At 68.9% G+C, this 12,520-nt stretch carries 11 protein-coding genes and 1 tRNA gene; 6 read left to right on the forward strand and 6 right to left on the reverse strand.

Annotated elements, in window-relative coordinates; all coding sequences use genetic code 11:
* Positions 1–110 precede the first annotated feature (110 nt).
* Positions 111–204, reverse strand: a tRNA-Ser gene (locus tag ACE3OG_RS16350).
* A gap of 396 nt (positions 205–600) precedes the next feature.
* Between ACE3OG_RS16350 and ACE3OG_RS16355 the strand changes: the two genes are divergently transcribed.
* Positions 601–2,241: a porin gene (locus ACE3OG_RS16355; RefSeq protein ID WP_374310585.1), complete on the forward strand. Its 1,641-nt coding sequence runs from the start codon at positions 601–603 to the stop codon at positions 2,239–2,241.
* Positions 2,242–2,449: 208 nt separating this feature from the next.
* Here the strand turns inward: ACE3OG_RS16355 and rplI are convergent, their stop codons facing one another.
* The 4 genes from rplI to rpsF all read right to left on the reverse strand — a co-directional run bounded on the left by rplI (position 2,450) and on the right by rpsF (position 4,925).
* Positions 2,450–3,019, reverse strand: coding sequence for a 50S ribosomal protein L9 (rplI, locus tag ACE3OG_RS16360; RefSeq protein WP_374310587.1), 570 nt, complete (start codon positions 3,017–3,019; stop codon positions 2,450–2,452).
* Positions 3,020–3,054: 35 nt separating this feature from the next.
* Entirely contained in the window at positions 3,055–4,086 is a 1,032-nt protein-coding gene (locus tag ACE3OG_RS16365) for a DUF2232 domain-containing protein (protein ID WP_374310589.1), read from the reverse strand.
* Between the two features lie 168 nt (positions 4,087–4,254).
* On the reverse strand, positions 4,255–4,497 hold the full coding sequence (gene rpsR / locus ACE3OG_RS16370) for a 30S ribosomal protein S18 (RefSeq protein WP_374310591.1): 243 nt from the start codon (positions 4,495–4,497) through the stop codon (positions 4,255–4,257).
* On the reverse strand, positions 4,497–4,925 hold the full coding sequence (gene rpsF / locus ACE3OG_RS16375) for a 30S ribosomal protein S6 (RefSeq protein ID WP_374310593.1): 429 nt from the start codon (positions 4,923–4,925) through the stop codon (positions 4,497–4,499). Before rpsF ends, rpsR begins: the two co-directional genes overlap by 1 nt.
* Before the next feature lie 371 nt (positions 4,926–5,296).
* Here rpsF and fabD point away from each other — a divergent pair, with 371 nt between their 5' ends.
* The 5 genes from fabD (at position 5,297) to mltG (ending at position 10,898) form a co-directional block, all read left to right on the forward strand.
* Positions 5,297–6,253, forward strand: coding sequence for an ACP S-malonyltransferase (gene fabD / locus ACE3OG_RS16380; RefSeq protein WP_374310595.1), 957 nt, complete (start codon positions 5,297–5,299; stop codon positions 6,251–6,253).
* Between the two features lie 20 nt (positions 6,254–6,273).
* On the forward strand, positions 6,274–7,011 hold the full coding sequence (gene fabG / locus ACE3OG_RS16385; RefSeq protein ID WP_374310597.1) for a 3-oxoacyl-[acyl-carrier-protein] reductase: 738 nt from the start codon (positions 6,274–6,276) through the stop codon (positions 7,009–7,011).
* 254 nt (positions 7,012–7,265) lie between these two features.
* Entirely contained in the window at positions 7,266–7,505 is a 240-nt protein-coding gene (locus ACE3OG_RS16390) for an acyl carrier protein (protein WP_374310599.1), read from the forward strand.
* Positions 7,506–7,612: 107 nt separating this feature from the next.
* Positions 7,613–8,875: a beta-ketoacyl-ACP synthase II gene (gene fabF / locus ACE3OG_RS16395; protein ID WP_374310601.1), complete on the forward strand. Its 1,263-nt coding sequence runs from the start codon at positions 7,613–7,615 to the stop codon at positions 8,873–8,875.
* Positions 8,876–9,164: 289 nt separating this feature from the next.
* The gene (gene mltG / locus ACE3OG_RS16400; RefSeq protein ID WP_374310603.1) at positions 9,165–10,898 is read left to right on the forward strand and encodes an endolytic transglycosylase MltG; all 1,734 of its coding nucleotides are present in this window, start codon (positions 9,165–9,167) and stop codon (positions 10,896–10,898) included.
* Positions 10,899–10,937: 39 nt separating this feature from the next.
* Here the strand turns inward: mltG and rimO are convergent, their stop codons facing one another.
* Positions 10,938–12,290 carry a 30S ribosomal protein S12 methylthiotransferase RimO gene (gene rimO / locus ACE3OG_RS16405; RefSeq protein ID WP_374310605.1) on the reverse strand — a complete coding sequence of 451 codons (1,353 nt, stop codon included), beginning with the start codon at positions 12,288–12,290 and terminating at the stop codon, positions 10,938–10,940.
* Between the last annotated feature and the right edge of the window lie 230 nt (positions 12,291–12,520).

A 12,520-nucleotide genomic window follows, 5' to 3' on the forward strand; every position in this document is an offset into this window, starting at 1 on the left:
TTGCCGGGATTACACGGGATTGAACGGGACTGCTCGGGAAAGCCTATCGCCGAAAGCCGGCGCTAATTCAAGAGGTTCGGGACTAGTCGGGAGGGCTCGGGAAGTTTAGTTGGCGGAGACGGAGGGATTCGAACCCTCGATAGGGCTTTGCAACCCTATAACGGTTTAGCAAACCGCCGCCTTCAGCCTCTCGGCCACGTCTCCGCTTGACGCCCGCGCCCAACGGGCGACGCCGGGGAGATATGCCCGACGGATTTGGCGAAGGCAAGCGCTCCTTCGAGGGCCGCCTCGCTTCGCCCGGCCGCCTTCGCCCGCAAATGGTTGCGCTGGCGCCACAGTCTGCGGCCGAACCGAAGACTCGGGTCTCAAAGCTGTTTTCCCAGCGACTGCGCGACGCTAGTGTCTAATGGCGAGCGAGAGGGGGGCCAAGACCCGATCGTGACCCCGACCAGAGATGCGGACAATCGGCCGTCGTCTCTGGACCGGTAGAAAGCGGGATGCAGCCTGCAAAGGTGGCCCGGCGCGGCGCAAAAGCGGGAAAACGCGCCGACGTCGCGCCATGGAGCGGTCCTGGTCAGGTCTTTGAAGCGGAGGTTTGAAATGAAAGCGTTTAAGGGCCTTCTCCTGGGATCCGCCGCCGTGATGGCCGGCGTCTCCGGCGTCAAGGCCGCCGACCTGCCGGCCCGTCAGGCCGCGCCGATCGAATATGTGCGCGTCTGCGACGCCTATGGCGCGGGCTTCTTCTATATTCCCGGCACCGACACCTGCCTCAAGGTCGGCGGCCTGGTCCTCGGCCAGGTTCGTTTCTATGACGGCAGCTATTCGATGAGCAACGCCTTCGTCGGCTCGGGCACGCCGTCGGGCCTCGGCCTCCCGGGCGCGGCGCTTGTCGCCGGCGGCGGACAGACGCCCTATGGCTACGTGCCGACGCCGGGCCAATACACCAACGCCCGCACGCGCGACTCGTACGGTTGGGATACGCTCGGCCGTGTCGAGCTCGACGCCCGCACCGGCACGCCGTGGGGCACGCTACGCACCTTCGTCCGCGTCGATTCCTATGTCGGCACCGGCTATGCGAACACCGGTTCTCTGCAGAGCGGCGGCAGCTTCAACAATACCGGCCTTTACACCGCCACCGCGAACAGCGCGACTCGCGAGACGACCATCGTCAACCGCGCCTTCATCCAGTTCGCCGGCCTGACCGCCGGCCGCGCGCAGTCGATGTTCGACTTCTACGCCAACGCCTACAACTATCAGAACCTGAACGGCTCCAGCGCCACCACCCAGCTGGCCGCCTACACGTTCCGCTTCGCCGACGTGTGGTCGACGACCCTGTCGGTCGAAGACCAGTCGGCGCGCGCCGGCGCGGTCGGCAGCACGGTGTCGGGCTTTTACACCAACGCCACCGGCGCGGCTCTCCAGCCGAATTTCGTCAACGGCTACTCCGGCACGTCCTTCTCTGGCCAGCCTGCCGGCATGCGCTTTCCCGACGTCGTCGCCAACGTCCGCATCGACGACAAATGGGGCTCGGCGCAGATCTCGGCCGCCGGTCATCAGGCGCGCGCGAGCCTCTGGTCCAACACCACTGGTCTGGGATACGGCTCAAGCTACGGCTTCCCGGCGGCTTCGAGCGACACCTACGGCTGGGCCGTCCAGGGCGGCGTTCAGCTGAACGCCGACTATCTCTCGCCGGGCGACAAGCTGTGGCTGCAGGCCGCCTATGAAAAGGGCGCCGTCAGCTATATCTGGGGCAACAACCTCGCCTCGAGCTACGGCGCGGTGAGCGGCAACCGCTTCTACGGCTCGGGCTTCACGCCGAGCGACAGCTCGACCGGCTGGAACGCCAATACCCCGGCCGACTGCGTGTTCACCCTGAGCGGCGTCTGCGAGCAGCAGAGCGGCTGGTCGATCGTCGCAGCCTACAAGCACTACTGGCTGCCGACCCTCGCTTCGGCGTTCTTCGGCTCCTACGCCAAGATCAACTACTCCTACAACGCCCTGCAGGGCTATGGCGGCGCTGTCGGCGTCTCCAACGTCGGCGTCGCCCGCGTCGGCACCAACCTCGTCTGGACCCCGGTCAAGGGCTTCGACATCGGCGCCGAGTTCCTCTACCTGAACAACACCATCTCGCGTCCTGTCGGCCTCGCCTCCGACGCGGTGCTGCAGTCGTATGGCCTGCCTGGCTTCCGCGGCACGCAGAACATGTACGAAGGCCGCGTGCGCGTGCAGCGCGCCTTCTGATCCCAAAGCGCTTCGCTTCGGAAGGCCCGGCTTCGCGCCGGGCCTTTCTGCGTTCTGGCTAGGGATCCTCAGGCCGCCGACGCAATTGCGCCATTCAGACCGGAATTTCCGCGCGGCGCGCTGCGGCGATCAAAAAAGCCGCCTTCCCGAGGAAGGCGGCTTCGCCGCGGCGCCTGGAGATCTGCGCCGCAACGCCCGGCTTCCGTTCTCAGCGGTCGCCGAGGCTGCCGCCCGCGTCGGCGAGCGCCGCGCCGACTTCGAGGCCGAGATCGTCCATCGTCGCTTCCTCGACGGTGTTGACCTCCTCGCCCGCCGCCTGGCGCTCGGCTTCCGCGAGCGAGCGCGCGACGTTGATGGTGATGGCGGCGACGACCTCCGGGTGCAAATGCACCGGCGCCTCGACGAGACCGATCGTCTTGATCGGCGCGGCGAGGACGATCTGGTTGCGGTTGAGGGCGAAGCCGCCCGCGGACGCCGCCTCGGCGATGTCGCGAGGCGAGACCGAGCCATAGAGATGGCCGGTTTCGCCAGCCTGCCGCACGATCACGAAGGACTGGCCGTTCAGCTTCTCGGCGACGCGCTCGGCCTCGGACTTGAGCTCGAGGTTGCGCGCTTCGAGCTGCGCGCGCTGGCCTTCGAAGCGCGCCTTGTTGGCTTCCGTCGCGCGCAGGGCCTTGCCCGTCGCCAGCAGGAAATTGCGCGCGTAGCCGTCCTTCACGCGCACCACGTCGCCGATCTGGCCGAGCTTGGCGACGCGCTCCATCAAAATCACTTCCATTGCGTTCATCCTTGTTGGTGTGAGGTTTTCGAGGATCACCCGGGGCGGCGCGCGGGCGCAGCTTTCTTGCGCGCGCGCAGCCCGAACAGCGAGTCCGCGACGCCGAGCGCGGCGCAGGGAATGAGCAGCCAGGGCGGCGCGAGGGCGAAAAGGGCGAGATAGAGAAGGCCGAGCGCCAGCGGACGATGCTTGTGGCCGCGCGTGAGGTAATGAATCGCGGCGAGGCCCTGCAGGGCGAAACCCATGACGAGCGCGGCGGCGATCGTCGCGGCGATCACGCCGACAGGGCCGCCGAGGAAAGCCGTCGCGAGCGCGCCGGCGAGGATCGGCGCGCAGATCCGGGGCAGGCGCAGTCCGGAGGGAACATCCGGCCAGCGTCTCCGCGTCTGCGCGGATTTTTGCGCGACCCGGGCGGCGAGCCAAAGATTGACCAGCAGCATGAGAAGGGTCGAGGCGGCGATCGCCGGCGGCGCGGCGAGCGCTATCGCCCGCGCGACGCGGCCGAGGTCGACGCCATCGGGCAATTGCGCTTCGCCGACCGCTGATTCAAGCGTCGGCTGCAAAATCGCGACGGCGCGCGCGAGCGCGGCTTCAAAGCCTCCGTGGCGCGCGGCGACGAAGGCCCCCGCTCCGACCGCGACCGCGGCGGAGCAGACGACGACGGAGGACATGATTTTTTCAAACGCCGGCGCGCTCGCCGTCGCCGGGGGAGACGAGGGCGTGGAAGGGCCAGGGCCGACGTCCTGCAAGGCGAGAAAGGCGAGCCACAGCGAAGGGGCGGCGAGCGCCGTCGCGAAGGTCAGCGCCGAGGCGCCCGCATTGAGCAGGTCGCCAGACTGCAGAACGGCGACGAGGCCGACGCCAAGGCAGGCGAGGGCGCCCGCGCCAAGGCCGGCGGCGAGGCCGAAGCCGATCATCGCGATCATGAGCGGCAGCGGCGACAGATAGGCGAGCGAAATCGCGAGCGCGGTTCCCTTGCCGATCAGGCTGAACAGGATCGCGGAGGCGGCGCCGGCGCCGAAGATCGCCGCGAGCTGCGCGCTAAAGAAAGAAGGTGCCTTGGCCATCGACGTGCTGTCCCGCGCGGCGGCGGTTAGAGGCGGGTCGGGCTTTCGGCCCGCCCGTCCCAACAAAAGCGCAGGAGCCGGAAAGGCTCATGCGGCGGAAAGGGGCGATGTTCGCCTTGCGCGAGCGGCGCCGTGGCTCCGCCCGCTCGATCAGGAGGATTCGGCGCCTTAACGGATGACGTAGGGCAGCAGGCCGAGGAAGCGGGCGCGCTTGATTGCCTGCGCCAGCTCGCGCTGCTTCTTGGCCGAGACGGCGGTGATGCGCGAGGGCACGATCTTGCCGCGCTCGGAGACGTAGCGCGAGAGCAGGCGCGTGTCCTTGTAGTCGATCTTCGGCGCGTTCGGCCCGGAGAACGGGCAGGTCTTGCGGCGGCGGAAGAACGGACGGCGCGGAGCGGCGGGAGTCGTCATCAAAGGCTTCCTTCTTCGCTGGCCGGGGCTTCCTCGCGCGGGCGGCGGGGTCCGCGGTCGGGACGGGGCCCGCGCCGCTCGCCGCGCTCGCCGCGGTCGTCGTCGTCGCGCTTGCGCATCATCGCCGAGGGGCCGGCCTCGAGCGCGTCGACGCGGATGGTCAGGAAGCGGAGGACGTCCTCGTTGATGCCGCTCTGGCGCTCCATTTCGGCGATCGCCGCCGGCGGCGCGTCGATGTTGAGCAGGGTGAAGTGGGCCTTGCGGTTCTTCTTGATCCGGTACGCCAGGGTTTTGACGCCCCAGTATTCGACCTTCTCGACCTTGCCGCCGAGCGATTCGAGGACCGTCTTGAACTGCTCGGTCAGGGTTTCCGCCTGCTGGGCGGAGATGTCCTGGCGAGCAAGATAAATATGCTCGTAAAGAGCCATGATCCTGCCTTTCGAAAATGCCGAGGAGTCGGCGTCGCGTCCGGCGCAAAGCCCTTCGAGCCCCGGAAAGGCCCGACGAGACCGACGAAGGCGGAGACACGGGAATGGACCCGACAGGGTCCGGCGCGCGGCGCGCGCCTTTCCGTTCAGCCCCCAGCCGGGAACGCGAAGCGCGCTTTATAACGGGAATTTCACCGCCTGCAAGTCTCGTCCGCTCGCGACGGAGGCGGCTGCGCAAGTCTTGCGTCGGTCAATGGCGCGGCGCGGCAAGAAAAGACGCGGCAAGAAAGAATTGCGTTGACGGCTTGACAGGGCTTGGCGGCGATGTCACTCGCTGCCGCCGCAAGTCGCAATACATTTGGAACGACGCTTTGGGCGGACCAACGAAGGCTTTCATCTTTCCCGGACAGGGCTCGCAGTCGGCGGGCATGGCCAAGGCGCTGGCGGAAGCTTTCGCGCCTGCGCGCGACGTCCTCGCCGAAGTCGACGACGCGCTCGGCCGGAGGCTCTCGACGCTGATGTTCGAAGGCCCGCAGGAGGAGCTCACCCTCACCGCCAACGCGCAGCCGGCGCTGATGGCGACGAGCCTCGCCGCGATTCGCGTCCTCGAGGCGGAGGTAGGTCTCGACATCGCCCGCGACGCGGCTTTCGTCGCCGGCCATTCGCTCGGCGAGTACTCGGCGCTGGCGGCGGCGCGCTCGATCGGCGTCGCCGACGCCGCGCGCCTTCTGCGCCTTCGCGGCGAGGCGATGCAGGACGCGGTTCCCGTCGGGGTCGGCGCCATGGCCGCGCTGCTCGGCGTCGAGGCGGAGGCCGCGGCTGAGATCGCGCGCGAGGCGGCGCTTGAGTCCGGCGGGATCTGCGAGGTCGCGAACGACAACGGCGGCGGCCAGGTCGTCGTCTCCGGCTCGGCTGGAGCGGTTGACCGGGCGATCGAGATCGCCAAGGGCAGGGGAGCGCGCCGCTCGGTGTTGCTGCCGGTGTCCGCGCCGTTTCATTGCAGCCTGATGCGCCCGGCCGCCGAGAAGATGGCGGCGGCGCTCGCCGAAGTCTCCTTTCGCGCCCCCGCGGCGCCGCTCGTCGCCAATGTCGCCGCCGCCCCCGTCGTCGAACCCGACGAGATACGCCGGCTTCTGGTGGCGCAGGTGACCGGCGCCGTGCGCTGGCGCGAGAGCCTCGTGTATATGGCCGGGGCCGGCGTGTCGGCCTTCGTGGAATGCGGCGCCGGCAAGGTGCTGTCCGGCCTCGTCAGGCGGGTCGTCGAAGGCGCGAGCGGCCTCTCGGTCGGCGCTCCGGCCGATCTCGACGCCTACCGGGCCATCGCCTGAAAGCTTTGGAGTTCTCCTTCATGTTCGACCTTTCGGGCAGAACCGCGCTTGTCACCGGAGCCAGCGGCGGCATCGGCAAGGAGATCGCCCGCGCGCTTCACGCGCAGGGCGCGCGCGTCGCCGTCTCGGGCACGCGGCGCGAGGCGCTCGAGGAGCTGGCGGGCGAGCTCGGCGAAGGCGCCGCGGTCCTGCCCTGCGACCTCTCGGACGCGCAGGCCGTCGAAGGGCTGGTCCCGGCCGCCGAGGCGGCGCTCGGCGGCCTCGACATCCTCGTCGCCAACGCCGGCGTCACGCGCGACAATCTCTTCATGCGCATGAAGGACGAGGAGTGGGAGAAGGTCATCGCCGTCAATCTGACGGCGACGTTCCGGCTCGCACGCGCCTGCCTCAAGCCGATGATGCGCAAGCGCTTCGGCCGCATCGTCGGAATCACCTCCGTCGTCGGCGTCGTGGGCAACCCGGGGCAGGGCAACTACGCCGCGTCCAAGGCCGGCATGATCGGCATGTTCAAGAGCCTCGCCGCCGAGGTGGCGAGCCGCGGCGTCACCGCCAACTGCGTCGCGCCGGGCTTCATCGAAAGCCCGATGACCGACGTCCTCAACGAAAAGCAGCGCGCCGGCGCGCTCGCGGCCGTGCCCATGGGACGGCTCGGAACAGGCGCCGAGATCGCCGCCGCGGTCGTCTATCTGGCCAGTCCGGAGGCTTCCTACGTGACCGGACAGACGCTGCATGTCAACGGAGGAATGGCAATGATCTGAGAGGCTTAGGTTCAATCTTCGGGGACGTGCGCAGGCTCTCGCCAAGGGGATTGAAGTGTGTTACCAAGCCTGCGTCAAGCTGTGAGGGGGAGCGAGCTTCGCTCGATTTCGGAGCTCTCGAAATCGACAGCCGCACATGACCTGGGTCAATCGTAGGCGCCGGTGAGCCATCGGCGGCGAGGAAGAGGCTGCTGGACGCTGCGCGTCGACGTCGGCCATTTCGGCAAATTTTACAGGACAAGGATCGGAACGCCATGAGCGATGTCGCCGAGCGGGTGAAGAAAATCGTGATCGAACATCTGGGCGTGGACGCCGACAAGGTCGTCGACAGCGCCAATTTCATCGAGGACCTCGGCGCGGATTCGCTTGACACGGTTGAGCTGGTCATGGCCTTCGAGGAGGAGTTCAGCGTCGAGATTCCGGACGACGCCGCCGAGACGATCGTCACCGTCGGCGACGCCGTCAATTTCCTCGAGAAGGCCACCGCCGCCTGATTTCCCGCAAACAGACGCCGCCCGCGCGGCGGCGCTGGTGACGGCGAAGGCCGCAGGCGCCGGGCGCCCCAGCCCGCGCGGGGCGGCCATCGGCCGGATCGCAGGACATGCGAAGAGTTGTCGTCACCGGAATGGGCATGGTCTCGCCGCTCGCCTGCGGCGTCGAGGAGACCTGGACAAGGCTGATCGCCGGCCAGAGCGGCGCGCGCGCGATCGAGGACTTCGACGTCTCCGACCTGCCGTGCAGGATCGCCATGCAGATTCCGCGCGGCGACGGAGCCGAGGGCACGTTCAACGCTGACGCGTGGATGGAGCCGAAGGAGCAGCGCAAGGTCGACCTGTTCATCGTCTACGCCGTCGCGGCCGCGACGCAGGCGCTTGAGGACGCCGGCTGGAAGCCGTCGACCTACGAGGAGCAGATCTCCACCGGAGTGCTCATCGGCTCGGGCATCGGCGGCCTCACCGGAATCGCGGAGACAGCCGTCATCCTGCATGAGAAGGGCGCGCGGCGCGTCTCGCCTTTCTTCATCCCCGGCCGGCTGATCAACCTCGCCGGCGGCTATGTCTCGATCCAGCATGGGCTGCGCGGCCCCAACCACGCCGTGGTGACGGCGTGCTCCACCGGCGCGCACGCCATCGGCGACGCGGCGCGGCTCGTCGCGCTGGGCGACGCCGAGGTGATGGTCGCAGGCGGCGCCGAATCGCCGATCAGCCGCATCGGCGTCGCCGGCTTCGCCGCCTGCCGCGCGCTCTCCACCGGCTTCAACGACCGCCCGAAGGCGGCCTCGCGTCCCTACGACAAGGATCGCGACGGTTTCGTGATCGGCGAGGGGGCGGGATGCGTGGTGCTCGAATCCTACGAGCACGCCAAGGCGCGCGGCGCGAAGATCTACGCCGAGGTCGTAGGCTACGGCCTGTCGGGCGACGCCTATCACATCACCGCGCCTGAACCGACGGGCGACGGGGCCTATCGGGCGATGGCCGCGGCGCTCAAGCGCGCCGGGATCGCGGCGCAAGACATAGACTACATCAACGCGCACGGCACCTCGACGCCGCTCGGCGACGAGATCGAGCTGCAGGCGGTGCATCGGCTCGTCGGGGACAAGCCCGCCGGCCTCACCATGTCGTCGACGAAATCGGCGATCGGCCATCTGCTCGGCGCCGCCGGCGCCGTCGAGGCGATCTTCTGCGCGCTCGCGCTGCGCGACCAGGTCGCGCCGCCGACGCTCAACCTCGACAATCCTTCCGTCGAGACGTCGATCGACCTCGCGCCGCATAAGGCGCGCCGGCGCGAGATCGAATTCGTCCTGTCGAATTCCTTCGGCTTCGGCGGCACCAACGCCTGCCTCATCCTCAAGCGCGTCGACTGAGGTGGCGGCGGCGACGATTTCGCCATATTTTCCTGCTTGGTCGGATCGGCGCAACTTGACGACGAAGCGTCGCCGTCCGGATCGCGGGCGACGTGCGCGCGTGAGAAGCGAATGAGGATCAGCAATGGGCGCGCCACCTCCCAGCTCCGGCGATCCCGCGCAGCGCCCGGCCGCGCCTGAGGGGGGGCGCGGCTCCTACCGCGCCGGTCCGCAGAGTCCGAACGAAGCGCTGCAGCCGGAAGTGCCGCCGCCGCCGCCGCCGGTCCCTCCGAGCCGGAGGCGCCCGGTGATGTCGGCGGTCAGCGGCTTCCTCTCTTTTCTGGTGATCGTGGCGCTCGGCGGCGTGCTGGCGGCGGTGTGGGGCGAGCAGCGCATCAACGCGCCAGGACCCCTCTCCGCCGACAAGGTGCTCAACATCGCGCCGGGCGCCGAACTCTCCGAGATCATCGACGAGCTCGACCGCGAAGGCGTCATCGACAGCCCGTTCCTGCTCAACGTCGCGCTCACCGTCGAGCAGAACCGCTCAAAGGTGAAGGCGGGCGAGTATCTGTTCAAGCAGGGAGCCAGCCTGCGCAAGGTCATCGACACGCTCGTCAGCGGCAAGCAGGTGCTGCATGCGGTGACGATCCCCGAAGGCCTCACCAGCCAGCAGATCGTCGAGCGCCTGCTCGAGAACGACGTGCTCTCCGGCGAGCTTCGGGACCTGCCGAAAGAAGGCAGCCTGATGCCGGACACCTACAAGGTGACGCGCGGCTGGGCGCGCGGCGACCTCGTCAAGAAGATGCAGGACGACCAGAAGCGCGCGGTCGACCAGATCTGGGCGAAGCGTTCCCCCAATCTGCCGCTTCACTCGCCCTATGAGATGGTGATCCTCGCCTCCATCGTCGAAAAGGAGACGGGCAAGGCCGACGAGCGCCCGCGCGTCGCGAGCGTCTTCATGAACCGCCTCGCCAAGCATATGCGGCTCCAGTCGGACCCGACCATCGTCTATGGGCTCGTCGGGGGCAAGGGCACGCTCGGACGCGGGATAACCCGCAGCGAGCTCGAGCGGCAGACGCCCTACAACACCTATACGATCGACGGGCTGCCGCCGAGCCCGATCGCCAATCCGGGACGCGCCGCGCTTGAGGCGGTGGCCAATCCCTCCCGCACGCAGGATCTCTACTTCGTCGCCGACGGTTCCGGCGGCCACGTCTTCGCCGAGACGCTCGACCAGCACGCGCGCAACGTGCAGCGCTGGCGGCAGATCGAGAAAGACAAGGCCGCCGCCGGCGCTGCGCAGGATCTCGACCGCGCGCCGCAGGCCGCTCCGGCCGCGTCCCCTCCCGCCGGCGGGCGGGCCGCCCCGCCGCGCCCGGATCAGCGCGGCGAGCGCGAGGGCCGCGTTTATGGCGCGCTTCCGTCCTTCGCCGCGCCGGCGGCGCAGGAAGTCGCGGCCTCCGAGTTTGAACGCGTCTACGCCGCGCTCGGCCCGCCGCTTTCGGTCGCGGCTCCCTGGAGCGCGACGCTGAAGACGGACGCGGGAGGACGCGCGAAAGCCGGGCGCGACCGCAAATTCGCCGACGCGCGCGCTCCGCTGACCCTGGGCCCTGGCCTCGCCGAGCTCGGCCGCACCGGCGCCGGCGCGCCGGCCGCGGCCTCGCTCGACGGGCCGGAAGACTCAGACGCCCCAGCCGGCGCGGCGCCGGCGGCGACGTTCGCGAAAGCGGACCCATGGTCGAAGCAGGCGGCTTCGTCCGCGGCGCGCGCTCCGGACGCGGCGGCCGCCGCGGGCGACGCGCCGGGCGGCGCGCCTGATCGCGCCGATCCGGGCCTTGCTCTCGAGACGGCGGCGCTGAGCCTGCAGACGGCGGAGCCGCGTCCCGAGCCGGCGCCTGAGGCCGCTTCCGAAGCGAAGCCGCAGCGGCCGCGGATTTACGACGTTTCGGAAGGCACGCCGCTCGATCCGCTGCGCGACACGACCTACGATCTGAACTACGCCAAGACGGTGCCGAACGCGAAGCAGATGGCGCTGCCGAACTGAACGCGCGAGTCGGGCGGCGCCGCGACCTGGCGGATCGCGTCAGACCGCCGTTCCGTGCAGGTCATAGGCGTCGCTGCGTTCGATCTTCACGCGCACGATCTCACCGACGCGCAAAGGGCGGCGCGCGGAAATGAACACCTTGCCGTCGATGTCGGGCGCGTCGGCCTTGCTGCGCCCGACGGCGTCCTTGCCGCCGACGTCGACGATCGCCTGGACGCGCCTGCCGACCTTCTCTTTCAGCTTGCGCGCGCTGACGCGCTGCGCCGCCTCCATCAGGCGGTCGTAGCGGCGCTGCGTCGTTTCGGCGGGCACCGGCGACTGGCCGAGATCATTGGCCGCCGCGCCCTGCACGGGCTCGTATTTGAACGCGCCGACGCGGTCGAGCCTGGCTTCCTCCAGCCAGTCGAGAAGGCGGGTGAAGTCCTCCTCCGTCTCCCCGGGGAAGCCGACGATGAAGGATGAGCGGATCGCAAGGTCGGGGCACGCCGCGCGCCAGGATCTCAACCGGTCGAGCGTCCTGTCCTGATCGCCCGGGCGGCGCATGGCGCGCAGAACGTCGCGGCTCGCATGCTGCAGCGGCATGTCGAGATAGGGAAGCACAAGCCCCTGCGCCATAAGCTCGATGACGTCGTCCACGTGCGGATACGGGTAGACGTAGTGCAGCCGCACCCATGCGCCGAGCGCGCCGAGTTCGCGGGCGAGGTCGACGAATCGGGCGCGCACGGCGCGGTCGCGGAAGGCGCTTTCCGAATAGCGCAGGTCGAGCCCGTAGGCGCTGGTGTCCTGCGAGACGACGAGGAGCTCGCGCACGCCTGCGGCGACGAGCTTCTCCGCTTCGCGCAGGACGTCGGCGGCGGGGCGCGAGACCAGATCGCCGCGCAGCTTCGGAATGATGCAGAAGCTGCAGCGGTTGTTGCAGCCTTCCGAAATCTTGAGATAGGCGTAGTGCCGCGGCGTCAGCTTCACGCCTTGCGGCGGCAGCAGGTCGAAACGCGGGTCGTGCGGCCGCGGCGCCGCGGCGTGCACCGCCTGCATCACCGCGTCGAAGTCCTGCGGTCCGGTGATGCGGAAAAGGTTGGGAAAGCGCGCGTCGATGTCGCCCGGCTGCGCGCCCATGCAGCCAGTGACGATGATCTTGCCATTTTGCGCCTGGGCGGCGCCGATCGCCTCAAGCGATTCCGCCTTGGCGCTGTCGAGAAAGCCGCAGGTGTTGACGATAACCGCCGCGGCGCCTGCGTAGCTTTTCGTGAGCTCGTAACCCTCGGCGCGCAGGCGGCTGACGATCTGCTCGCTGTCGACGAGCGCCTTTGGGCATCCGAGCGAGACGAAGGCGATCTTCGGCGCGTGGTCGCCGCGCGGCGGCGGGGCTGAAAGGACAGGTTCCTTGGTCATGGCGCTGATTGCCATGTGGGGGCCGCCCTTGCAAGGGCGGCGAATCCTCTCCCGCAAAGCAGAAAAGCCCGGCGAATCGCCGGGCTTTCCTCAAAGCGTATGTAATGCTCAGTACTTTGCGACGATCGGGGCCGGGGGCGGCGCGAGATCGAACTTGTAGCTGAAGCCGGCCTGCACCTGGTTCTGGTAGATGGTGCGGCGGCCGTAGGCGCCGACGTAGCTGAGGACCG

Source organism: Methylocella sp. (genome assembly GCF_041905455.1).
GTDB lineage: Bacteria > Pseudomonadota > Alphaproteobacteria > Rhizobiales > Beijerinckiaceae > Methylocapsa.